The organism is Pseudomonas sp. MS646 (genome assembly GCF_036693845.1).
Lineage (GTDB): Bacteria > Pseudomonadota > Gammaproteobacteria > Pseudomonadales > Pseudomonadaceae > Aquipseudomonas > Aquipseudomonas chlororaphis_E.
Genome location: NZ_CP144763.1, coordinates 1,693,379 through 1,716,700 on the forward strand (window position 1 = coordinate 1,693,379; position 23,322 = coordinate 1,716,700).

General features: G+C 63.8%; 21 protein-coding genes. 9 read left to right on the forward strand and 12 right to left on the reverse strand.

What is annotated here, in order from left to right; translation table 11 throughout:
- Positions 1-80: 80 nt before the first annotated feature.
- From V3H56_RS07500 to V3H56_RS07510, 3 genes are all read right to left on the reverse strand, one after another.
- Positions 81-1,943 (reverse strand): trypsin-like peptidase domain-containing protein, encoded by a 1,863-nt coding sequence (locus tag V3H56_RS07500; protein WP_338474415.1) that lies wholly within the window; start codon positions 1,941-1,943, stop codon positions 81-83.
- Between the two features lie 112 nt (positions 1,944-2,055).
- On the reverse strand, positions 2,056-2,451 hold the full coding sequence (locus V3H56_RS07505; protein WP_047737686.1) for a YbaN family protein: 396 nt from the start codon (positions 2,449-2,451) through the stop codon (positions 2,056-2,058).
- 8 nt (positions 2,452-2,459) lie between these two features.
- Entirely contained in the window at positions 2,460-3,047 is a 588-nt protein-coding gene (locus tag V3H56_RS07510) for a YecA family protein (protein WP_030141133.1), read from the reverse strand.
- Positions 3,048-3,498: 451 nt separating this feature from the next.
- Here V3H56_RS07510 and recQ point away from each other — a divergent pair, with 451 nt between their 5' ends.
- The 3 genes from recQ (at position 3,499) to V3H56_RS07525 (ending at position 8,297) form a co-directional block, all read left to right on the forward strand.
- Complete coding sequence (gene recQ, locus V3H56_RS07515; RefSeq protein ID WP_042730119.1) at positions 3,499-5,625, forward strand: DNA helicase RecQ; 2,127 nt, start codon at positions 3,499-3,501, stop codon at positions 5,623-5,625.
- Between the two features lie 117 nt (positions 5,626-5,742).
- The gene (locus tag V3H56_RS07520; protein WP_042730118.1) at positions 5,743-6,177 is read left to right on the forward strand and encodes a MarR family transcriptional regulator; all 435 of its coding nucleotides are present in this window, start codon (positions 5,743-5,745) and stop codon (positions 6,175-6,177) included.
- 101 nt (positions 6,178-6,278) lie between these two features.
- Complete coding sequence (locus V3H56_RS07525) at positions 6,279-8,297, forward strand: FimV/HubP family polar landmark protein (RefSeq protein WP_338474416.1); 2,019 nt, start codon at positions 6,279-6,281, stop codon at positions 8,295-8,297.
- A 61-nt stretch (positions 8,298-8,358) separates the two neighbouring features.
- Here the strand turns inward: V3H56_RS07525 and V3H56_RS07530 are convergent, their stop codons facing one another.
- On the reverse strand, positions 8,359-10,560 hold the full coding sequence (locus V3H56_RS07530; RefSeq protein ID WP_042730116.1) for a patatin-like phospholipase family protein: 2,202 nt from the start codon (positions 10,558-10,560) through the stop codon (positions 8,359-8,361).
- A 69-nt stretch (positions 10,561-10,629) separates the two neighbouring features.
- On the opposite strand from V3H56_RS07530, the gene V3H56_RS07535 reads away from it, so the two are divergent.
- Positions 10,630-10,917, forward strand: a complete 288-nt coding sequence (locus V3H56_RS07535) for a SelT/SelW/SelH family protein (protein WP_338474417.1) — start codon at positions 10,630-10,632, stop codon at positions 10,915-10,917.
- Here the strand turns inward: V3H56_RS07535 and V3H56_RS07540 are convergent.
- Both V3H56_RS07540 and V3H56_RS07545 read right to left on the reverse strand, forming a co-directional pair.
- Positions 10,911-11,801 (reverse strand): DMT family transporter, encoded by an 891-nt coding sequence (locus tag V3H56_RS07540; RefSeq protein WP_042730114.1) that lies wholly within the window; start codon positions 11,799-11,801, stop codon positions 10,911-10,913. The two genes, V3H56_RS07535 and V3H56_RS07540, sit on opposite strands and share 7 nt — an antisense overlap.
- 212 nt (positions 11,802-12,013) lie before the next feature.
- The gene (locus V3H56_RS07545) at positions 12,014-12,763 is read right to left on the reverse strand and encodes an AraC family transcriptional regulator (protein ID WP_047737675.1); all 750 of its coding nucleotides are present in this window, start codon (positions 12,761-12,763) and stop codon (positions 12,014-12,016) included.
- Positions 12,764-12,898: 135 nt separating this feature from the next.
- Here V3H56_RS07545 and V3H56_RS07550 point away from each other — a divergent pair, with 135 nt between their 5' ends.
- A complete protein-coding gene (locus V3H56_RS07550) occupies positions 12,899-13,714 on the forward strand; it encodes a UDP-2,3-diacylglucosamine diphosphatase (RefSeq protein WP_042730112.1) in 816 nt (271 codons plus the stop codon).
- 16 nt (positions 13,715-13,730) lie between these two features.
- Here the strand turns inward: V3H56_RS07550 and V3H56_RS07555 are convergent, their stop codons facing one another.
- Positions 13,731-14,318, reverse strand: a complete 588-nt coding sequence (locus V3H56_RS07555) for an HD domain-containing protein (RefSeq protein WP_338474418.1) — start codon at positions 14,316-14,318, stop codon at positions 13,731-13,733.
- A gap of 21 nt (positions 14,319-14,339) precedes the next feature.
- Entirely contained in the window at positions 14,340-14,651 is a 312-nt protein-coding gene (locus tag V3H56_RS07560; protein WP_338474419.1) for a DUF962 domain-containing protein, read from the reverse strand.
- Positions 14,652-14,789: 138 nt separating this feature from the next.
- Between V3H56_RS07560 and V3H56_RS07565 the strand changes: the two genes are divergently transcribed.
- Entirely contained in the window at positions 14,790-15,851 is a 1,062-nt protein-coding gene (locus V3H56_RS07565; RefSeq protein WP_080922072.1) for an AraC family transcriptional regulator, read from the forward strand.
- On the opposite strand, the gene V3H56_RS07570 is transcribed toward V3H56_RS07565, so the two are convergent.
- The gene (locus tag V3H56_RS07570; protein WP_338474420.1) at positions 15,808-17,262 is read right to left on the reverse strand and encodes a TrkH family potassium uptake protein; all 1,455 of its coding nucleotides are present in this window, start codon (positions 17,260-17,262) and stop codon (positions 15,808-15,810) included. The two genes, V3H56_RS07565 and V3H56_RS07570, sit on opposite strands and share 44 nt — an antisense overlap.
- A 164-nt stretch (positions 17,263-17,426) precedes the next feature.
- Here V3H56_RS07570 and V3H56_RS07575 point away from each other — a divergent pair, with 164 nt between their 5' ends.
- Positions 17,427-17,990, forward strand: a complete 564-nt coding sequence (locus V3H56_RS07575; protein WP_042730107.1) for an NAD(P)H nitroreductase — start codon at positions 17,427-17,429, stop codon at positions 17,988-17,990.
- A 182-nt stretch (positions 17,991-18,172) separates the two neighbouring features.
- Here V3H56_RS07575 and V3H56_RS07580 read toward each other — a convergent pair whose 3' ends face one another.
- From V3H56_RS07580 to phhA, 3 genes are all read right to left on the reverse strand, one after another.
- Positions 18,173-19,366 (reverse strand): amino acid aminotransferase, encoded by a 1,194-nt coding sequence (locus tag V3H56_RS07580; RefSeq protein ID WP_338474421.1) that lies wholly within the window; start codon positions 19,364-19,366, stop codon positions 18,173-18,175.
- Positions 19,366-19,722, reverse strand: coding sequence for a 4a-hydroxytetrahydrobiopterin dehydratase (locus V3H56_RS07585; RefSeq protein ID WP_047737665.1), 357 nt, complete (start codon positions 19,720-19,722; stop codon positions 19,366-19,368). The genes V3H56_RS07580 and V3H56_RS07585 overlap by 1 nt, the downstream gene beginning before the upstream one ends.
- Before the next feature lie 97 nt (positions 19,723-19,819).
- Entirely contained in the window at positions 19,820-20,605 is a 786-nt protein-coding gene (gene phhA, locus V3H56_RS07590) for a phenylalanine 4-monooxygenase (protein ID WP_047737662.1), read from the reverse strand.
- 284 nt (positions 20,606-20,889) lie between these two features.
- Here phhA and V3H56_RS07595 point away from each other — a divergent pair, with 284 nt between their 5' ends.
- Both V3H56_RS07595 and V3H56_RS07600 read left to right on the forward strand, forming a co-directional pair.
- On the forward strand, positions 20,890-22,449 hold the full coding sequence (locus V3H56_RS07595; RefSeq protein WP_042731952.1) for a sigma-54-dependent phenylalanine hydroxylase transcriptional regulator PhhR: 1,560 nt from the start codon (positions 20,890-20,892) through the stop codon (positions 22,447-22,449).
- A gap of 129 nt (positions 22,450-22,578) precedes the next feature.
- Positions 22,579-23,280 (forward strand): WbqC family protein, encoded by a 702-nt coding sequence (locus V3H56_RS07600; protein WP_042731951.1) that lies wholly within the window; start codon positions 22,579-22,581, stop codon positions 23,278-23,280.
- Positions 23,281-23,322: the final 42 nt, after the last annotated feature.

The following is a 23,322-nucleotide window of genomic DNA, read 5'->3' on the forward strand; positions in this document are numbered from 1 at the left end:
CGGTTTCGTCCCTTGCCGGTCCAGTCCCTCAGTGGCTGATCGTTCCCATGCGGTACGTGGGAACGATCAGCCTCGTGCTTTTATATCGTGCCGACAATGATGATGAACGTCGCCGTCTTGCCGTTGGAGGTCGCGGTGACCGTCACGAAACCGTATTGGTCGCCGGCGATCAGCTTCGGCGACACGGCGTCACCCTGGCTGTTGGTCGTCGCGGTCGGTGTCTGGTCGTCCCCGACGAAGCGGGTTCCGGTTTCCCTGTCGTCGATGATCGTGTAGGTGACCCAGGCGCCCTCTACCGGATTGCGGTCCTGATTCAAGGTGCGCGCCGTGAGGGGCAGGGGGAACTCAGTCCCTTCGGGCGCGATCTGGCCTTGCCCCGTGACCACGGACAGATGCTCCACGTTCTTCGTCGGGTCGCCCTCCTGCGACACCACTCGCAAGTGGAACGTGGCTGTCCGGCCGCTGGACAGGGCGGTGACCTGCAACGTCCCCGTCCTGGCGTCGGTCACCAGCGCTGGCGACGTCGCATCACCCTCGGCGTTCGTCTGCACGATCGGTGTCTGGTCAGCCCCTTCGAACCGGGTCCCGGTTCCGCCATCATCCGTGACTGCAAAGGTGACCTGTGCGCCCTCGATCGCTGCGTCCAAGGGGTCTCTTGCCCGTGCGGTCAATGGCTCCGCAAACCGGCTGTCCGTGGGGGCGGCCTGGAGATTTCCCGCCTGCGTTCGTAGCGACTGAACCTCGCCCGGCCCACGGGACATCACGGTCAGGGCGAGGTGGCTTGCGCCGCGGATCTGCCCGGTATCGGACAACAGCCGTACCCGGCCATCGGTGATCCGGCCCTCGGGGGCGCTGTCATCCACACGCAGCATCGCCGTTTGTGCCGTGGCCCAGTTGGCTGCGCCTTGCAGGGTGCATGACGCGGCTTTACCGTCCTCGGCGATCCATTGGGTAGCGCCGCTCTGGCAGGACAGGTCAGTGATCGCGGTATGGGTGGGGGCGTGGTAATACAACTGCTCGCCGGGTTTGCCTGCCACCGGGGATTCTCCGTCCACCTGGGTCACGCGTACCGCAATCGGCACGCCAGCCGCTCCCGGCTTGGCCACTGGCACGCTCGGCTGTTCCACCGGGACACTGCCCTCGGGCAACCGTTCATCGAAATATCCCGCGACTCCGGGCCAGATGCTGCTGATCTGCGTGCCAGCGTTGTACCCCGAACTGAAACCATAGTTCAGGGCAACCACCGCATTGGTTCGCGCATCGATCACTGGCGATCCGGAGGACCCTGAGTCGGTGTCGCAGTTGTATTTTGCGAAATCCGTCCGGCCGTTGTTACGCACTTCGGTCACCCAGCAAGGGTGCCCGTCGTCGTGAAAGCGCGAAATTCGTTTCGGTCCCGCCAAGGGGTGCCCTGCAATGTAGACCGGGTCGCCAACCTCCGAGATGCGGGTATCCAGGCCCAGGTAGCCGAAGGCGTCCAATACGCCGTTGTCGACCGCCGCCTGATCCAGGGCCAGCAGCGCAAAATCACCCGAGCCATCGGATGCAACGATTCGCTCGACCGGCACCCGGACAGCAGGCCGCACAGCCTCCGAGTCGCAGCTCGTTTCCTCGTAATCGAACTCCACCACCATCCGCGTCATGTCCGGGTTCTCACCGATGACATGCAGGTTGGTGAACACCAGGTTCCCAGGCCCTACCCGCCACGCAGTGCCATAGCTGCGCCCGGTATAAATCCTGCCGACCGCCCGTGAGCGCTGGTACTTTGCCGGGTCCGACGGCTGTACGCACCGGGCCTTTTCGAGCTGGCTCTCGCCGATGATCTGGCCAGGAGTGATCGGGGTGGCAGGCGCAGGCTGCACGGCAGCGACCGCCAACCCGGCGGCCAGTATCAGCCCGGCAAAGGCCAGCGGCGCCAGCTTGTTTTTCAATGGGGTCGGCATGGCGGATGCTCCGGTCGCGAAAGGACGATGGAGCGATTAATGAGGTGGATTCGGTTCGCTGGCTACTGTCGGATCTGACAGGTTGCGCGAGTGGCTGACGGATGGTCGGGGCTTACGGTTTGCGCAGGGTCTTCTGCTTGAGGATGTAGACCGTCACCAGCACCGCGCTGGTGAGCATGAAACCGCGGGCCCAGGGCAGGGGGACCAGGTAGCAGGAAAAGAGGATGCTCGCCCACATCAGGCCGATGGCGTAGACCTTGCCCTTGAGCGGGATGCCATTGCCGCTGAGGTAGTCACGGATCCACGGGCCGAGGCGGGGATGTTCTACCAGCCATTGGTAGAAGCGCGGCGAGCTGCGCGCGAAGCAGGCTGCGGCCAGGAGCAGGAAAGGAGTCGTGGGGAGGACGGGAACGAAGATACCGATGACCCCCAGCACCACGCTCAACCAGCCGATGGCCAGCAGAGCGTAACGCAGGATCAGCGGGCGATTGCCGATGGGCGCGGACACCCAGGCACTCAGTGGTGACGAGGCTTGAGGATCGCCGGTTTCTCATCCGGTGCGTTGCACAGCAGGTACAGGGCGGTGAGCGCCTCCGGGATCTGCACGATCATGTCGTCCATCAGGTTGGCGTCGGCAGCGATGTCGGAAAACTCCGGCTGCTCGTCGAACAGCCCGGAACCGACCATGATCGGCAGCAGCATCTCGCTGACTTCCTCTTCGGCGGTTTCGAACCAGGCGGCTTCGCGCAGGAACACGCCTTCCATGAAGCCGATGCACCAGCCACGCAGTTCCGAATCGTCCGGGTCATCGCCCAGGTCCAGTTCACAGGGCAGCTCGAATTCCTCGTCGGAAGCCAGCTGACGGGCGATGTGGGCCTTGAGGCCAACCAGCGTGGCTTCGATTTCGGCACGTTGGGCTTCGTCGCTGTAATGCGGCTCTTCGGCGAACAGGGCATCGATCCATTCGCGATCCGGCACCGGTTCGGAGCAGATCGACAGGGCGGTCAGATAGCCATGAGCGGCCACGTAATCCAGCGCCTCTTCGTGCAGCTCATCGGCGTCGAGGAAGACTTGCAGGCGGGTCAGTTGCTCAGCGAAGGACATTACGGGCTACCTTGGGGAATAAACAATGCGGGAATTCTAGGCCTTCTTGCGCCCACAGGCCAGCCGCGTGGCGTATTTGCCTCCTTCTTGATGGTAGACGCAGCCTCTGTGGCGAAGGGAATGACCTGTGGCGAGGGGATTTATCCCCGTTGGGCTGCGGAGCAGCCCTGAAACCATGCGCCCCGGTGTGTCAGGTGGGTTGAGTTGCCTCTTTTGGGGCTGCTCCGCAGCCCAACGGGGATAAATCCCCTCGCCACATGGAACGATGTCTGGATTCAACCACCTCTTGTCAGCAGCGCCCTTTGCACCGAAGGCCTCGGGTATACTGCCGCGTTTTGTGATGCCCTGCGGCGTCCCGCCGGTTCGAAACGCACACTTACGATTTGCCCAGGCAGCGTGGGTGATTCTGAACCAGCCTTGCAGGGATGTTTCGGTGATTTTTGGAGTTCCTATGCTCGAACAGGCTCAACGCGTCCTCAAGGACATCTTCGGCTACGACAGTTTCCGTGGCCGCCAGGGTGCCATCATTGAGCGCGTGGCCAGCGGTGGCGATGCCCTGGTGCTCATGCCCACCGGCGGCGGCAAGTCCTTGTGCTTCCAGGTGCCGGCGCTGCTGCGCAACGGCCTGGCCGTGGTGGTGTCGCCGCTGATCGCCTTGATGGATGACCAGGTCGCGACCCTCGAGGAACTGGGCGTGGCCGCCGCGTCGCTGAACTCCACCCTGAGCGCCGAGCAGCAGCGGGACCTGGCGGCGCGGATCAAGCGCGGCGAAGTGAAGATGTTGTACCTGGCGCCGGAGCGCCTGGTGCAGCCGCGCATGCTGGCGTTCCTGCAGAGCCTGGAAATCGCCCTGTTCGCCATCGACGAAGCCCACTGCGTGTCGCAGTGGGGCCACGATTTTCGTCGTGAATACCTGCAACTGGGGCAACTGGCGGAACTCTTCCCCGACGTCCCACGTATCGCCCTGACGGCCACCGCCGACAAGCGTACCCGCGAAGAGATCGTCGAGCGCCTGCACCTGCAGAACGCCGAGCGATTCCTCTCCAGTTTCGACCGCCCCAATATTTTCTACCGTATCGTGCCCAAGGAGCAGCCGCGCAAGCAGTTGCTGGCGTTCCTCGCCGAGCGGCGCAGCGACGCCGGCATCGTCTACTGCCTGTCGCGCAAGAAGGTCGATGAAGTGTCGGCGTTCCTGTGCGAGCAGGGGTTTCCGGCGTTGCCCTACCATGCCGGCCTGCCCAACGACCTGCGGGCCTACCACCAGAAGCGCTTTCTCAACGAAGAAGGCCTGATCATGGTGGCCACCGTGGCGTTCGGCATGGGCATCGACAAGCCGAACGTGCGCTTCGTCGCGCACCTGGACCTGCCCAAATCCCTCGAGGCGTATTACCAGGAAACCGGACGTGCCGGCCGCGACGGCCTGCCGGCCGATGCCTGGATGGCCTACGGCCTGCAAGACGTGGTGATGCTCAAGCAGATGTTGCAGAACTCCGAAGGCGACGAGCGGCACAAGCGCCTGGAGCAACACAAGCTCGACGCGATGCTCTCGCTCTGCGAGGAAACCCGTTGCCGGCGCCAGACCCTGCTGGCCTATTTCGACGAAGACATGCCCCAACCGTGCGGACACTGCGACAACTGTGTCGACGGCGTGCAGACCTGGGATGCCACCGAGCCGGCCCGCCAGGCGTTGTCGGCCATTTTTCGCACCGGTCAGCGTTATGGCGTGGGGCACCTGGTGGATGTGCTGCTGGGCAAGGACAACGAGAAGATCCGCAGCTTCGGTCACCAGCACCTGTCGGTCTACGGCGTGGGCAAGGCCCGCAGTGAAAGTGAATGGCGATCGTTGTTCCGTCAGCTCGTGGCCCGCGGCCTGGCCGACATCGACCTGGAAGGCTACGGCGGCCTGCGCCTGACCGAGCGCTGCCGCCCCTTGCTCAAGGGCGAGGTCACGCTGGAGTTGCGCCGCGACCTCAAGCCAGCCACCGCGGTCAAGAGCAGCAAGAGCCAGGCCAGCCAACTGGTGCGCGGCGAAGAGCGCGACCAGTGGGAAGCCTTGCGCGCCTTGCGCCGCAAACTGGCCGAGGAACATGGCGTGCCGCCGTACGTCATCTTCCCCGATTCGACGCTCTTGGAAATGCTCCGCAGCCAACCCGCGACCCTGGCCGACATGGCTCGGGTCAGCGGCGTGGGGGCGCGCAAGCTGGAACGTTATGGCGAGGCCTTCCTCCAGGTGCTGGGCGGCGAGGCCGAGGCGCCGGCGGCGGTGCTCGACGTCCGCCACGAACTGATCACCCTGGCACGAGCCGGCATGACGCCGCTGCAGATCGCCGGGCAGTTGCAGTGCTCGGAAAAGAACGTCTACACGATGCTGGCCGAGGCCATCGGCCAGCAGCAGTTGTCCCTGGAGCAGGCGCTGGACCTGCCCGAGGACTTGATGGGCGAGGTGCAGGACGCGTTTCTGGATGGCGAGGGCGAGTTGCCATCGGTGTCGGAAGTTGCCGCACTGTTTGTAGGGCGAGTGCCAGAAGGTGTGCTGTATTGCGTCAGAGCCGCCTTGCAGTCGGAATTTGAAGTCTGATCAGTGTGTTAAGCGCCTTTAACGATTCACTACAGGGCAACCCTTGCTTGAATCCGAAGCTCATGCTTAGCTGACTAATAATTAGCATTTCCCTATTTCAGATCTGATGAGTTTTTTATGCCGTTAACCGATCAACACCGATTTGGCATGCAACTGGCGCAGATGTCCCGGGGCTGGCGCGCCGAGCTGGATCGTCGCCTGGCGGGGCTGGGCTTGTCCCAGGCACGCTGGCTGGTGCTGTTGCACCTGGCGCGTTTCGAACAGGCGCCGACCCAGCGTGAGTTGGCCCAGAGCGTTGCCGTCGAAGGCCCGACCCTGGCCCGCTTGCTCGACAGCCTGGAAACCCAAGGGCTGGTGCAGCGCCAGGCCGTGGCCGAAGATCGGCGTGCGAAGAAGATCGTGCTGTGCCCGCCGGCCCGACCGCTGATCGAACAGATCGAAACCATTGCCACGCAGTTGCGCCGGGAGTTGTTCGAAGGCATCGACGAAGCGGACATGCGTGTGTGCATGCGGGTCCACGGCAGGATCCTGGCCAACCTGGAAAAATCCTGAGGCATATCGGCGGTATCCCGACTTTTGAGATTCGGCCGTTAGCGAACTATAACCAGTACTGAGCAATCGTATTGGATGCGTTCGAATCGAAAGGGATACCCATGCTTGAAAGTCTGCAGTCCACGTTGCGCAGTGGAGTCAACGTGTTGGTCGTCGTGGGGGCATTGGGGTATTCGGCCCTGGCGTCTGCGCTGGGGCTGGGAGAGATCACGCTTCATTCTGCCTTGAACCAGCCGTTGCGCGCCGATATTGCCCTGGTCGATGTCGCCGGGCTCGCCGAGGGCGACCTGTCGGCCAGCCTGGCAAGCCCGGACGATTTCAATCGCGCGGGCGTGGAACGGGTGTTTTTCCTCAACAACCTGCGCTTTACGCCGGTATTGCGAGGTGAGCGCAGCTACATCCGGGTGACCTCCAGCAAACCGGTGGAAGAACCGTTCCTCAACTTCCTGGTACAAGTCAGCCAACCCAATGGGCGCCTGTTGCGCGAGTTCACCGTGCTGATGGACCCGCCCGGCACACCGGGGATCGTGCCGGCCAATGACGAACCCGGTGCAGCCGCGCAGTCGTCGACACCGAGCCAAGCCGCGCCGGCCATCAAGCCGCCCCCTGCGACACAAGGCAAGCGCTACACCGTCGTGCCGGGGGACAACCCTTGGATCATCGCCAAGCGCTTGCATGATGCCGGCAGCAACGGCTCGGTCAACGAGCTGATGGAAGGCATCCAGGCGCTGAACCCCGGCAGCGACCGGCTCTCCATCGGTCAACGCTTGTTGCTGCCTGATTCGGCCGTGTTGCCGACCTCCGTGGGGCCTGCCGCTGGCGCTGCCACTGTAACGGCCGCCTCCGATGAACAGTTGGCCGCCAGCGTGCTGCAAAACCAACAGCAACAGAAAACCATCGAGGCGTTGCAGGCCCGGCTCCAGGCGCAGGACGAAGAAATCAACGGCCAGCGCAAGCAGATCAGCGAATTGCAGGCGCGTTTGGCCGAGTCCGCCCCCGCGCCTGCCGTGGCCGCCCAGGCGTCGTCGCCACCTTCGGCAGCGGCCCCGGTGGCGGACGTCCAGTCGACAGCGCCAGCGGCCACCGAGCCGGAGCCGGACGGCATCGACTGGCTGTGGGTGGGCGGGCTGGTCGGCTTGCTGGGCTTGCTCGGATTGCTGTTGTTCATTCGTCGTCGCCAGCAGGAACAGGTCGATTCGACGCCGATCCCCGAGCGCCCTGCGCCGATATTGGAAGACGCGGCCGAACCCTATGCCGTGCCCCTCGACAAGGCGCAACCCGAGGTCGCCAGCACCTTCAATCACGGCGATACGCCCTTGGGGGATGTGCTGGAAGGTGTCGGGATCTACCTGACCTACGGTCGCTTCACCGAGGCGGCGGGGTTGTTGCGTGCGGCCTTGCTGGCGGAGCCGGAGCGCACCGACCTGGGCCTCAAGTTGCTGGAGGTGCTGGGCAGGCAGGGCGATGTCATCGGTTTCCAGGCCCAGGAACAACATTTGCTGGCCCAGGGCGTCGACGCCGACGTGCTGGAGGGTATTCGCGGGCGCTACCCCAAGGTGGCGACCCTCGCCACAGCGGCTGCGGTTCCCGCCGTGTTTCAGGCATCGGCCGCCGAGCTCGCGCCGCAACCGCCTGCTGCTGCGCCGGCCCCGCCACCCACCCACGTGCCGGGCGACGAATTCGAACTGGACCTCGACGCGCTGTCCCTGGAAACCAGTTGGGATTTGGCCGATGTTCCGTCGCCTGCCGTAGAAAAGCCGGCATCGGCGGCCTCTGACGAGTTGTCGCTCTCGGGATTCGGCGAACCGGAACTGCAATGGGAGGCCCCCCTGGAAACCGAGTCGTTGGACGATGATTTCCTCGACAGCTTTGCCGATGAAGAGCAGGCGCTGGAGCTGGAAGCATTGCCCTTCGAACCGGGCACTGTTGAAGCCGATTCCCTTGAGTCCTTTACCCTGGAGCCCGAGGTGCCGGAAACCTCGGAGAAGTTGGAGCAGGCGCAGAACTGCATCGATGATGGCGACCTCAAGACCGCCATCTCACTGCTGGAAGAACTGCTCGAAGAGGGGGACGAGCCCCTCAAGCAGACCGCCCGGGTGTTGTTGGCCGGGATTCGCTAGGCATTGACGGGGTATCGGCTTGCCGGGCTCTTCGCGAGCAGGCGCCAATGCCCCAGGTCCCTCAGAACGTCTGGCCCAGGTTCAGGTACACCGCTTGCTCGTCATCGTCATTGAAGCCATAGCTGAAATTCAGTGGCCCCAGCGGTGTGTCGAAGCCCAGGAAAAGGCTGGCGGCATTGATGTAGCCGCTGTCGAACGCATTGTCGTTGTTCCAGGCCCGGCCGCGCTCCAGCGAGCCGCCGATGTACAGCGGGAAGTCCAGCGGCAGGTACGCCCGCGGCGTGAGGCGGCGATAATACACGGCGCGCATCAGGCTCATGTTCTGCCCCGAGATACTGTCTTCGCGAAAGCCCGACAGTTGCCGTGCTCCCCCCAGGACGAAGCTTGAAGTCACGATTTCGGCGGTGTCGAGTGTCCGCCCGTAGCGCCCGCCCAGGATGAAAGTGTTCGGGCCGCTGCTCAGGGCTTTGTCCAGCTTGAACTCCCACTGGCGGTAGCGCTGGTCGGACCCCAATCCCGGTTCGTACTGGCGCCAGGCCAGGCCAATGTCCTCGCCTTCATGGGGGAAATACACATTGTCGAAGGAATCGAACGAGTATTTCAGTTCGTAGAAGCCCTCATTGAAATTTTCGCTGGGCTGGTCGTGGTCGCCGATGCGCACGTCCGCCTTGCCCCAGGCCTGGCCGACACCGAGGCGGACCTCGCCGCTGTTGCCGATCTGTCGGCCCAGGTTCAGGCCGAAGCCGTAGCGCTCGACGCGATACTGGGCGATCGGATCGTTGTCCAGGATAGCCTCGACGTTGCGCGACTCGAATTGCCCATAGGGTGCGATGAAATAGCGCGAGCCGACGTCCAGCGGTTGGTAGAACTCGCTGTACAGCTCCTGCCTGTCGCCGATCTGCGCCCGCGTCAGCCATTCGGCGCCCAGGCGATTGATCCCGTTGACCCGGTAGCTGGCGCCGAGGTTGAACGCGCTGTCGCCGCGCATGTCGTCCGACAGGCTTAGCCCCAGCCGCAGGTAATCGGTGCCGGTTCGTTTGCCCCGGGCGCTGATCACCAGCGTATGGTCCTGGCCCTTGCGCACCACGCGGTATTGCACCTGCTCGAAGTAATCCAGGCCATACAGCGTGCCCATGTCGGTCTGCAAGCGCCCCAGGTCCAGCGGCTCGCCGATCTGTTGGCGGACGTAGTAGCGAATCACGTCGTCGCCGACTTTCGAATCGTTTTCCACCCGGATCGCGGTGATGACCGGCGTGCGTTCACTTGGCGTGCGCGCCGCCATGAGCTGCGGGTCGGGCGGTTCGGCGGGGCGCAGGTGTGCCAGGCGGGCCTGGAGGATTTGCGTGGCGCGGTAGCCGGCATCGATCATTTCCCGGGCGCGTCCGAAATCGGTGGAGCCGAAGCTCGCCAGGGCCGGCTGGATCAACACGTCGTCCTGTTTCAGCGTGGCCAGTTGCTCTTCGGAGTTGCGCCGGGTCATCAGGGTGGTCGACTGGTTCAGCACGTCGACCACCGTGACTAACTGCTTGCGGTTGCGCAAAGGCGTGCCGATGTCGACCACGATGGCCACGTCCACGCCCATTTCCCGGGCCACGTCCAATGGAATGTTGTCGGCCATGCCGCCGTCCACCAGCAACCGGCCGTCCAGTTCTACCGGGGCGAACACCGCCGGGATCGACATGCTGGCGCGAATGACCTTGGGCAAGTGGCCTTTGCTGAACACCACCTTTTCGCCGCTGGCGATGTCGGTCGCCACTGCGCGGAACGGGATCGGCAGCTTGTTGAAGTCGCGGGTGTCGCTGGCGTGGGCCAGCAGGCTTTCCAGCAGCAGGTCCAGGTTCTGCCCCTGGATCACGCCCAACGGCAGGCCGAGGCTGCCATCGTCGCGAAAGCTCAGCTTCTGTTTCACCAGGAAGTCCCGGTCATCCTGCTTGCGCCTGAAGGGCACATCCTTGCGGGGCGGGGCATCGGACAGCGCCTGTTGCCAGTCGATGCCCAGGGCCAGCTTCTCCAGTTCGTCGATCTTGTAGCCCGAGGCGTACAGCCCGCCGATCACCGCGCCCATGCTGGTGCCGGCAATGGCGTCGATCTTGATGCCTTGTTCTTCCAGGGCCTTGAGCACGCCGATATGGGCCAGCCCCCGGGCCGCGCCGCCGGACAGCACCAGGCCGATTTTCGGTCGCGCGGTTTGTGCGGCGGGTGCGTCGGCATGGCCGAACAGGGGCAGCAACAACAGGAGCAGGCAGGGCAGCAAACGGCGCATCGTCAATCTCGGGCGAACGGTAAAGGCGGGTATTATAACGACGCCCTCGACCCCAGGAGTTCACTCGCAATGACCGCGCACAAACCGGAAATCGTCATCACCTATTGCACCCAGTGCCAATGGCTGCTGCGCGCCGCCTGGCTGGCCCAGGAGTTGCTCAGCACCTTCGCCGACGACCTGGGCAAGGTGTCGCTGGTGCCGGGCACCGGTGGGATCTTCCACATCAGTTGCGACGGCACCTCGATCTGGGAACGCAAGGCCGACGGCGGGTTTCCCGAGGCCAAGGTGCTCAAGCAACGGGTTCGCGACCAGATCGATCCGGCGCGCGACCTGGGCCATAACGACCGGGTTCAGTGAGACGCGGCCTCGGTGCCGACACTCGGTTTCTTCGAACCGGCCACCTGGCTCGACACGACGATTGCAACGATAATCACCGCGCCGCCGATCAACATGCGCAGCGTCGGGTTTTCATTGAACAGTAACCAGGCGATGGTGATGCCGTAGACCGGCTCCATGGCAAAGACCACGGCCGCCGTGCGGGCCTTGATCACCGCCAGGCTGGCGACGAACAGGCTGTGGGCCAGGCCGGTGCAGAACACGCCGAGCAGCGCGATCCACAGCCAGTCGAGAGGGCGTACATCGGCCAGTTGTGGCGCGGCCATGGGCAGCAGGCACAGGCCAACCACCACGTTCTGGCACAGTGCGGCCTGCACCGGCGGCACATGCGCCGAGCCGGCGCGGTTGGTCAATGACAACAGCGAGAACAGCAACCCCGAGGCCACGGCCCACAGCAGGCCGGTAGTGGCGCCGCTGGCCAGGTCGAAGTCTGGCGTGACCAGCACCAGGCCGATGCTCACCAACACCACCAGCAGGATTTCATTGGCGCGAATCCGCTCGCGGAAGATCAGCCCTTCGAGCAACACCGTAAAGGCCGGGAAACTGGCGAACCCCAACGTCGCAATCGCCACGCCGGCGACTTTGACCGCGATGAAGAAGCTCACCCAATGCCCGGTCAACAGCAACCCGCCCAACAACAGTCGACGGCCATCGGTTGCCCGCAGTTTTTGCCAACGGGTAGGGCTGGCGAACCGGGCAAACACCGCCAGGGCCAGTACGGCGAAGACGGCGCGACCGAACACGATGACCGCCGGCGAAGCGGCGGCGAGCTTGCCGAACACGCCGGTCAGGCCAAACATGAGGGCGCCGATGTGCAGGGCGCCGAGGGCGGTACGGGGAGTCATTGCGGTCCTTGGGCTGGTGGATTGGAACGGGTGGATAAGGGCATGGGCTCACTGATCGCTATCAGCCAACACAATTCCCTGTGGGAGCTTGCTCAATCAATGCAACGTTGACTGGCAGGCCGCCATCGCGAGCAAGCTCTCTCCCACAAGGGTATTTAAGCGTCAAGCACGCCTTGGTGTCTGTCGCGATCCTGGCGTTTTTTAGCGCCAGGCTAGCGTTGGCGTCGCAACTGGCCCGGTGAGGCGCCGAATTCGCGCAGGATGGCGGCGGCGAAGGCGCTCTGGGAGCTGTAGCCGACGCGATGGGCGATCTCGCCGATGGGCAGGTCGCTGTCGCGCAGCAACGCCACGGCCTTGTGCAAGCGGCGGCTGCGGATGTAGTCCATCGGGGTCTGGCCGCACTCGGCGATGAAGCGGGCGTGCAAGCGCGCGCTGGAGAGTCCGGCGACCTTGGCCAGATCGGCCACTTGCAGCGCATAGGCGGCGTACTGGTCGATGTGGGCGTCGAGGGCGGCAAAGGGCAGGCGCCGGCCACCGGACGGCTGCGGGCCAATGCCATTGAGGCTGGCCAGGAGCAGCACCGCACCTTGCTGGGCGATCACCGGGTCGTCCACCGGGCTGCCCGCCAGCCAACTGACCAACTGGTTTTGCCCCGCATCCAGCGGCAGGCGCGCGCAGCGGTCCAGCAACCGCCGGCTGGCGTCGGCATGGTCGCCCAGGGATTGCCCGACCCACTCATCGCTCGGCACATCCAGCACCAGGCAGCGGCTGCCGCGGGGGCTGTCACAGGCATGGTGGGCACCGGCCGGCACCACCACGAAACTTTGCTGCACCACCTGGCTGCCGCAGCCCTCGACCTCGAAATCCAGCGCGCCCGACAAGCCGAACACCAACTGGGCGTGGTCATGGCTGTGGACGATCAGGTCCTGGCTGTAGTGGCGTAGCGTGAGGATCGGTCTCATCGCGGTCTCCCGGGGGCAGGCCGCCAGTCTACACCCGGCGCGCCGCGCCTCGCGTTGTCATGTAACCGACTTGTGCCTGTCATGGGCCATTAACCGCCTGGGTGCACAGTGGCACAAACGATCAGAGGGTTGCCCATGACCAGCGCCGAGCTCGCCAGACCCAGCCGCAAACAACGTGTTCGCACCCTGTGGATCTCCGATGTGCACCTGGGCACCCGGGATTGCCAGGCCGAGCACCTGTCGCATTTTCTCAAGGGCTATCACGCCGACAGGATCTATCTGGTCGGCGACATCATCGATGGCTGGAAGCTGCGCGGCGGCATGTACTGGCCCCAGGCCCACACCAACGTCATTCGCCGCCTGCTGACCATGAGCAAGCGCGGCACCGAAGTGATCTACGTCACCGGTAACCATGATGAGTTCCTGCGCCGCTATTCGAAACTGATCCTGGGCAATATCCAACTGGTGGACGAAGCCGTGCACGTCACCGCCGACGGTCGGCACCTGCTGGTGATCCATGGCGACCAGTTCGACGTCATCACCCGTTACCACCGTTGGTTGGCGTTCCTCGGCGACTCGGCCTACGAATTCACCCTTACGCTCAACCGCTGGCTGAACCACTGGCGGGCCCGTTATGGCTATGGGTACTGGTCGCTGTCGGCCTACCTCAAGCACAAGGTCAAGACCGCGGTGAGTTTCATCAGCGACTTCGAGGAGGCCATCGCCCACGAATGCGTCAAGCGCGAGCTGCATGGCGTGGTGTGCGGGCACATCCACCATGCCGAGATTCGCCAGGTGGGTGGCGTGGAGTACCTCAATTGCGGCGACTGGGTCGAGTCATGCACGGCGCTGATCGAGCATTGGGACGGCTCGATCGAGCTGTATCGGCTGGCGGATGCCCAGGCGCGGGAGGCGCAGTTGAAGGCCCTCAAAGTGGCTGAGCCTGCCTGAGTCGTCTGCTGTTGTGTCAGGCGGGTGCGTCAGCCATCGCCGCCTTGTAGATCGACTGCTTCGGCGCGGCGAATACCCTTTCCAGCAGGGGTTCGAAGAAGCTCAACGGCAGCGTGTCGTAGTCGGCGTCGAACGCCGCCGCGTCGTAGCGGGCGCAGAATTCGAGGGTGGCCTGGTACTGCGGGTGTTCGCGAAACTGCTCGCGCAGGTGCCGGTCCATGCCCAGGTGATGGAAGAAGTAGTAGCCCTGGAAGAGCCCGTGCTTCTCCACCATCCACAGGTTTTCGGCGCTGACGAAGGGCTTGAGGATCGCGGCGGCGATGTCCGGGTGGTTGTACGAGCCCAGCGTGTCGCCGATGTCGTGGAGCAGGGCGCAGACCACGTACTCCTCGTCTCGCCCGTCGCGGTAAGCGCGGGTGGCGGTCTGCAAGGAGTGGGTCAGGCGATCCACCGGGAAGCCACCGAAATCACCATCCAGCAGTTTCAAGTGGGCCAGGATCCTTCCCGGCAACTGCCGCGCGTAGGTGCTGAAGTCGGCCGCGATGATCGCCCAGTCTTCCCGGGTGCCGTCCTGCATGTGGGTAAAGCGTGCGTGGGTGCTCATCGACAATCCCCTGGTACCTGGTTAAAACGCCACCTTGCCCAGCATCATGTCCCGGTACATGACGAAGTCACCGAGCAGGCTGTAGAGCGGGTGTTGAAAGGTGGCCGGACGGTTTTTTTCGAAGAAGAAGTGCCCGACCCAGGCAAAGCCGTAGCCGGCGACAGGCAGGGCGAGCAGCCACCAGGCGCTGCCGACGACCCATGCCACGGCAACCAGCAGGATGACCTGGGAGGTGCCGATGAAGTGCAGTCGTCGGCAGGTGCTGTTGCTGTGCTCGCCGAGGTAGTAGGGGTAGAACTCGGCGAAGCTGTTGAATGATCTGACCTTTCCCAAGACGGCAGGCTCTTTGAGGGTTTATTGTCCTTTCAAGTCTAGAGCGCTCACCTGCATCGGCCAGTGACAATGAGGGCCAGTCTAGTATCCTTCGCAAATCCGGCCGCAGCACGCGGCTCCTCGTGCAAGTGATCCGTCATGAGCGAACGAACGACTTCTTCAAGCTGGGCGATGGGGATTGTCAAGGCGCTGGAAATGGACGGCCTCGATTGTCGGGCGCTGTTCAAGCAACTGGGGTTGGATTTCGAGGCCCTGGACGATCCGGACGCGCGCTTTCCCCAGGACTCGATGACGCGGCTCTGGCAGCAGGCCGTGCAACTCTCGGGCAACCCGGCCATTGGCCTGAACATGGGCAAGGTAGTGCGCCCGGCTTCCTTCCACGTGGCGGGCTACGCCCTGATGTCCAGCCGCACGCTGGTGGAAGGTTTCCAGCGGCTGGTGCGTTACCAGCGGATCATCGCCGAAAGCGCCGAGTTGAGTTTTCGTCAGTTCGAAGAGGGCTACGGGCTGATCCTGACGGTGCACGGCGATCATCTGCCCCCCACCCGCCAGAGCGCCGAAGCATCCCTGGCCTGCGCGCTGGCCTTGTGCAACTGGTTGACCGGGCGCACCCTGCGTCCGGTGAAGGTGCTGTTCCAGGGAGAAGAACCGGCGGACCTGGCGCCTTATCGCCAGGCGTTTCCCGCGCCGCTGGTGTTCGGTGCGCCTTACGACGCGCTGATCCTGGAGCGCAGCGACCTGGAAGCGCCGCTGCCCACGGCCAACGAGGCCATGGCGAGGCTGCACGACCGGTTTGCCGGCGAGTACCTGGCACGGTTTTCGGAAAGCCGCGTGACCCACAAGGCGCGGCAGGTGCTGTGCCGACTGCTGCCCCAGGGCGAGCCCAAGCGCGACGTGGTGGCGCAGACGCTGCATCTGTCCCAGCGCACCTTGCAACGCCGCCTGCAGGAGGAGGGCACCAGTTTCCAGAGCCTGCTCGACGACACCCGCCGCGAACTGGCCGAACAGTACCTGGCGCAACCGGCCATGACCTTGCTGGAAATCGCCTACTTGCTGGGCTTTGCCGACCCGAGCAATTTTTTCCGGGCCTTTCGCCGTTGGTTCGACACCACGCCCGGCGAGTACCGGGCACGGCTGGCGAGTGCGACGAAACCGGTCAGTGACGCCAGAACGCCGGGATACACAGCACGAACACCGTGATGATCTCCAGCCGTCCCAGCAGCATGCCGCCGGACAGGATCCACTTGGCGGCATCGGGCAGCGGTGCGAAGTTGCCGGCCGGGCCGATGGTTTCCCCCAGCCCCGGGCCGACGCCGGACACGGTGCTGGCCGCGCCGGTCAGGGCGGTCATCCATTCCACCCCCAGCAGCGACAGCAGCAGGGCGATCACGCAGATGGTGATGGCGAAGAAGAACGAGAAGGTCAGGATCGAACGGACGATTTCCTCGTCGAGGCGGTGGCCGTTGTACTTCTGCTTGATCACTGCCCGAGGGTGGATCAGCTGATTGAGGTTGGCCCGCAGCAGGATGTAGGCGACCTGGAAGCGGAAGATCTTGATCCCGCCGGCCGTCGAGCCCGAGCAGCCGCCGACGAAGCCCAGGTAGAAGAACAACATCAGTGAGAAATTGCCCCACAGGCTGTAGTCCCCCAGGGCGAAGCCGGTGGTGGTGACGATCGACGTCACGTTCAGTGCCACGTGCCGCAGGGCGTCCAGCCAATGCAGGTCGGTGGTGGCCCAGTACCAGGTGCCGAGCACCAGCCAGGTGACCAGCAGCACCCCGATCAAGCCCTGGACCTGCTGGTCCTTGATCAACGCCCGGCGATTACCGCGCAGGGTCGAGACGTACAGGGCGAACGGCAGGCTGCCGAGGATCATGATGACGATGGTCACCCAGTGCACGGCCGGCTGCGTCCATTTGGCCAGGGACAGGTCCGAGGTGGAGAAACCGCCGGTGGAAATCGCCGACATCGAATGGTTGATCGCGTCGAACAGGCTCATCCCGGCCCACCACAGGGCCAGTGTGCCGAGAATGGTGATGCCCACGTAGGACGCCACGATCAGCCGCGCCACCATGTGTGAGCGAGGCATGACCTTTTCCGAGCGGTCCGACGACTCGGTCTGGAACAGCCGCATGCCACCGATGCGCAGCAACGGAAGGATCGCCACCGCCATGCCGATGAAGCCGATCCCGCCGAGCCAGTGCAGCAGCGAGCGCCACATCAGGATGCCCGGGGACATGGTGTCTAGGCCGCTCAGGACCGTGGCGCCGGTGGCGGTGATCCCCGACATGCTCTCGAAGAATGAATCGGTGTAGCTGATGTGCTGAGTCAGCAGGAACGGCAGCGCGGCGAAGATGCACACCACCAGCCAACTGCTGACGGTCAGCAGGTACATGTCGCGCGGGCGCAGGTGAATGTGTTCCGGGCGCCCGGGAAGGACCAGGGCCAGGCCGGCGACGAAGGTGATCATGCTCGACCAGAGGAACGACGGCAGGTCACCGGTGCGGTCGAACACCAGCAACGTGGCCATGGGCACGACCATGAAGATCGCCAGGGTGATCAGGAAGATGCCGATGATGAAACCTATGATCCGCAGGGTCGGCAACGCCATGAAGTCCGCTCGGGCTGAAAGGGGAAGGGCGCCATTCTACCGACGGCAAGCGGCATGTAAACCGCACCCGGCGCGACGGGCGTGTGCATCGGCGTTCTAATTTGCGCTAACGAACTCGCCGTACAGCCACTAGAATAGCCGGACATTTTTCAGGGAGGTGGCCGATGCAGGCTCTCGACGCTTTGCTCAACCGTGTTTCCGTCCCGCGCCTGGTGGACCCGGCCCCTACGCCGGAACAGCGCGAGGTCATGTTCGCCGCTGCGATGCGGGCGCCGGATCACGGCCAGTTGCGGCCTTGGCGTTTTCTGACGGTGGAGGGGGCGGCGCGCCAGCGCATGGGCGAACTGCTGGCCGAAGCGGCGCGCTTCAACGACCCGCTGGTGGCCGAAGCCGTTGTGGAAAAAGCCCTCAACGGCCCGTTGCGTGCGCCGTTGGTCGTGGTGGTGATCGCCCGCCTGCAGGATCATTTCAAGGTCCCGAAGGCCGAGCAGATGCTGGCGGCCGGCTGCGCGGCCCATGCCATCCTGCTGGCGGCTTATGCCCAGGGCGTCGGTGGCGTCTGGCGTACGGGCGAGCTGGCGTATTCCCCGCACGTGGCCAAGGGGCTTGGCCTGGAGGACGGCGAAGAGGTGATCGGCTTCCTTTACCTGGGCACCCCGCAGAAAGAAGCACGCGTCGCTCCGAAGGAAGACACCGCCGAATTTGTTCGTGAGTGGACAGGGCTGTAGCTACAACTGGCGGGCTCTTGTGGCGAGGGGATTTATCCCCGCTGGGCTGCGCAGCAGCCCCCCAAACTGTTTTTGCAGGTCCATCTGACACAGCCGAGGCGTCAGCTTTCAGGGCTGCTGCGCAGCCCAACGGGGATAAATCCCCTCGCCACAAAGGGGTATGTGTCAGATAGGGATGACAGTTATTTACAAACGTCAGCAATCGCCTCGGCCAATTGGTCCAGGCGTGTCGCGTCGATGCCCGCCACGTTGGCCCGGCCCGTGCCAACCATGTACACGCTGTGCCGCTCGCGCAGATGCCGGACCTGCTCCGGCGTCAGGCCAGTGTAGGAAAACATTCCGCGTTGCACGCCGATATGGGCGAAGCGCTCCCGCAGGCCGTGGGGCTCGAGGGCGTCCAGCAGGCCGCTGCGTAGCTGGGCGATGCGCAGACGCATGGCCTGGACTTCATCGGCCCACAGGCTTTTGAGTTGTGCGTCGCCAAGGATGGTCGCGACCACGGCGGCGCCGTGATCCGGCGGCGTCGACCACAGGTTGCGGGCGATGTTGGCCAGTTGGCTGCGGATATCCAGCAACTTCCCGCTTTCCCCGGCGCAGACGATCAGCGCCCCGGTGCGATCGCAGTACAGGCCGAAGTTCTTCGAGCAGGAACTGGTGATCAGCACTTCCGGCAGCGCCTGGGCAAACAGCCGCACCGCCCACGCATCCTGTTCCAGCCCGTCGCCAAAGCCCTGGTAGGCGAAGTCGATCAACGGCAACAGTTCACGCTGGCGCACCACGTCCAGTACCTGGCGCCATTGATCATGGGTCAGGTCGAAACCGGTGGGGTTGTGGCAGCACGCGTGCAGCAGCACCACATCGCCTTTGGGCGCCTGGTTCAAGGTCGCCAGCATGGCCTCGATATCCAGGCGATTGTCGGCGCCCACGTAGGGGTAGTGACTGGCCTTGACGCCAGCGGCGGCGAAGATGGTCTCGTGGATCGGCCAGGTCGGGTTGCTCAGCCAGACGCCCCGTCCGGGCAGGCACTGGGCGATGAAGTCGGCACTCAGGCGCAGGGCCCCGGTGCCCCCTGGGGTCTGGGTGGCGCCGGCGCGTTTTTCGGCGATGTGTGCCGAGTCCGCGCCCAGCACCAGTTCACTGATCAACTGGCCGAACGCCGCGTCGCCGTGACCGCCAATGTAAGTCTTGGTGGTCTGGCGATCCACCAGGCGCTGTTCGGCCTGCTTTACCGATTCCAGGATCGGCGTCAGGCCTTGGGCGTCCTTGTAGACCCCCACGCCCAGGTCGAACTTGCTCGGGTTGGTGTCCGCGCCGTAGGCCTCCATCAGGCCGAGGATCGGATCGCCGGGCACCCGGCCGATGGCGTCGAAATGCATTACTTGCGACCCTCGGCGGTCTTGGCCACTTCATCGGTGCGCGCGGCCATGATGAAGTCATTGCGGTGCAGGCCCTTGATGGAGTGGCTCCACCAGGTCACGGTGACTTTGCCCCATTCGGTCAGCAAGCCCGGGTGATGGCCCTCGGCTTCGGAGATCTCGCCGACGGCGTTGGTGAAGGCCAGGGCGTGCTTGAAATTCTTGAACAGGAAGACCTTTTCCAGCTGCATCACGCTGTCGCGCACTTCGATGTTCCAGTCCGGGATCTGCTTGATCAGTACCGGCAGTTCTTCGTCGCTGACTTGCGGGGCATCGGCGCGGCAGGCTTCGCAATGGGCTTGGTTCAGAGTGTTCATGGTGTGTTCCTGGATCGAAAGAGTAGAACGTCGATGCGCCCACGCTAAAGCAAAGCCGTGCGGCGCAACAGACTCAATTGGGCTCAAAAAAAGCCATTCAGGCCGCTTTTGGCGGAAATTTCGGCGTGTGCAGGCCCAGTTCCCGGCCGCGCTTGACCAGGCTCATGATGTCTTCATGGGCCAGGTCGAACAGGCGCTTGAGTTCGGGAAGGACGAAGTACACCGGTTGCAGGATGTCGATGCGATACGGCGTGCGCATGGCTTCCAGCGGATCGAACGCCTGGTGCTCGGGCTCGTCGGACAGGCAGTACACCGTCTCCTTGGGGGACGACAGGATGCCACCGCCGTAGATGCGTCGGCCCTGAGGCGTGTCCACCAGGCCGAACTCGATGGTCATCCAGTACAGGCGCGCCAGGTAGACGCGTTCTTCCTTGGAGGCCTGCAGACCGAGCTTGCCGTAGGTGTGGGTGAATTCGGCGAACCAGGGGTTGGTCAGCAGGGGACAGTGGCCGAAGATCTCGTGGAAAATGTCCGGCTCTTGCAGGTAGTCCAGTTCTTCACGGGTACGAATAAAGGTCGCCACCGGAAACTGCTTGCTGGCCAGCAATTCAAAAAAGGTCTGGAAGGGGATCAGCGCCGGCACCCGGGCGACTTGCCAGCCTGTGGTTTCGCCCAGCACTTTATTGATTTCACCCAGTTGCGGGATGCGATCGTGGGGCAGGCCGAGCTTTTCGATGCCGTCGAGGTATTCCTGGCACGCGCGGCCCTCGATGACTTTCAACTGGCGGGTGATCAGCGTGTTCCACACCGCATGTTCTTCGGCGGGGTAGTCGATAAAACCTTGCGCATCGGGCTCGCGGGCCACGTACTGCGTCTGCTTCATGCTGTTCTCCTGCTGATTTCCCTCAGGGGGAAAGGCGTGTTTTGTTGTTATGTCCAGCGATGCAGTAGAGATAACGCGAAGCAGACGAATGTGCAGCAGGGCCATGGCGACGTGGGTGGATGGAATGGCGCTGTTTCGTAAATTTTTCGTTACAGATGGGCCGGTGCGTCCATGCCGATTGGATTTTCAGCTGGGAAATGCCCTGCAGCTGTCACATAATCTTGACGGTTATTTGCACTCAGTCTCAGAAAAATCCTACTCACAACGAGCTCCCGGGCCTCCTTATGCGCATCAAAGTCCATTGCCAGAACCGCATCGGCATCCTGCGGGACATCCTCAACCTGTTGGTGGAGTACGGCATCAACGTCGCCCGCGGGGAGGTTGGTGGCGAACATGGCAATGCGATCTACCTGCACTGTCCCAACCTGATCAACATTCAATTCCAGGCGTTGCGTCCAAAGTTCGAGGGCATCGCCGGGGTGTTTGGCGTCAAGCGTGTAGGGCTGATGCCCAGCGAGCGTCGGCACATGGAGCTCAACGCCTTGCTGGGCGCCCTGGAGTTTCCGGTGCTGTCCATCGACATGGGCGGCTCCATCGTCGCCGCGAACCGGGCGGCGGCGCAGTTGCTCGGGGTGCGGGTGGATGAGGTGCCGGGGATTCCGCTGTCGCGTTATGCCGAGGATTTCGACCTGCCGGAGCTGGTGCGCGCCAACCAGTCGCGCATCAACGGCTTGCGGGTCAAGGTCAAGGGCGATGTGTTCCTGGCCGATATCGCGCCTTTGCAATCGGAGCACGACGACAGCGAGGCCATGGCCGGCGCGGTCCTGACGTTGCACCGCGCCGATCGGGTCGGCGAGCGTATCTACAACGTGCGCAAGCAGGAGTTACGCGGCTTCGACAGCATCTTCCAGAGCTCCAAGGTGATGGCGGCGGTGGTCCGTGAAGCCCGGCGCATGGCGCCGCTGGATGCGCCGCTGTTGATCGAGGGCGAGACCGGCACCGGCAAGGAATTGCTGGCGCGGGCCTGCCACCTGGCGAGCCCGCGCGGGCAATCGCCGCTGATGGCGCTCAACTGTGCCGGCCTGCCGGAGTCCATGGCCGAGACCGAACTGTTCGGCTACGGCCCTGGCGCCTTCGAAGGTGCCCGGGCCGAAGGCAAGCTCGGCCTGCTGGAACTGACGGCGGGGGGCACGCTGTTTCTCGACGGGGTCGGGGAGATGAGCCCGCGCCTGCAAGTGAAGCTGCTGCGCTTTTTGCAGGATGGTTGCTTTCGTCGGGTCGGCAGCGATGAGGAGGTGTACCTGGATGTGCGCGTGATCTGCGCCACCCAGGTGGACCTCTCCGAACTCTGCGCCCGCGGCGAATTCCGCCAGGACCTGTACCACCGCTTGAACGTTCTGTCGCTGCACATTCCGCCACTGCGCGAATGCCTGGATGGGCTGACGCCGTTGGTGGAGCACTTTCTCGACCAGGCCAGCCGCCAGATCGGCTGCCCGTTGCCAAAGCTGGCCCCGGCGGCGATGGAGCGCCTGAGCCACTACCATTGGCCGGGCAATGTCCGGCAACTGGAAAACGTGTTGTTCCAGGCGGTGTCCCTGTGCGATGGCGGGAAAGTGCGGGCCGAGCACATTCGCCTGCCGGACTACGGCGTGCGCCAGCCCCTTGGCGATTTCTCCCTTGAGGGCGGGCTCGACGAGATCGTCGGGCGCTTCGAGAAGGCGGTGCTGGAGCGCCTCTACTCCGAGCACCCCAGCAGCCGGCAATTGGGCAAGCGGTTGGGGGTGTCCCATACCACCATTGCCAACAAGTTGCGGGCGTACGAGGTGGGCAAGGCTGAGTCCTGACCGTAGCGGCGGCTGAAATAGTTGGTATGGGATTTGCTCGACCGAGGTCGGTGCGCCGCTTATTCACATTCTGTGGCGACTTTTTGACAGGGCTCAGCCCCGGTTCCCGCTGCGTACGTGAGATTCAGAATGCATAAGAAAATTGCAGTGGTGCAGTCGAACTACATTCCCTGGAAGGGCTACTTCGATCTGATCCGCAGCGTCGATGCGTTCATCCTGTACGACGACGTCCAGTACACCCGCAGTGACTGGCGCAACCGTAACAAGATCAAGACCGCCCAGGGCGAGTATTGGCTGAGTATCCCGGTCAAGAAAAAGGGCCGCCTCGGCCAGTTGATCAATGAAGTCGAGATCAGCACTCCGGGCTGGGCCGCCGCGCACTGGAAAACCATCGAGCAGAGCTACCGACGCGCGCCGTATTTTGCGCAGATGCAAGCGCCGATTCGGGCGCTCTACGAGCAGGCGGCCGACCTGACCCACCTGACCCGGATCAACCACCTGTTCATCGCCGGCCTGTGCCCCCTGTTGGGCATCCACACACCGCTTTACCGTTCTGAGGACCTGGGTGGGGTCGAGGGCAAGAACGAGCGTCTGATCCACCTGTGCCAGGCCCTCGGTGCCGAGCATTACCTTTCCGGACCGGCAGCCAGCCATTACCTCGACGAAGCCGCGTTCGCCGCCCAAGGCATCACAGTGTCGTACATGAGCTACGCCGGCTACCCCGAATACCCGCAGGTGTACGGCGACTTCCAGCACGCGGTCAGTGTCATCGACCTGTTGTTCAATACCGGCGCGGATGCATCGGCTTTCATGACGCGAGGGGCTGCCTGAGCGGGCCTTGCAGTCACACCCTGTTTGATTTGATTGTGGAGA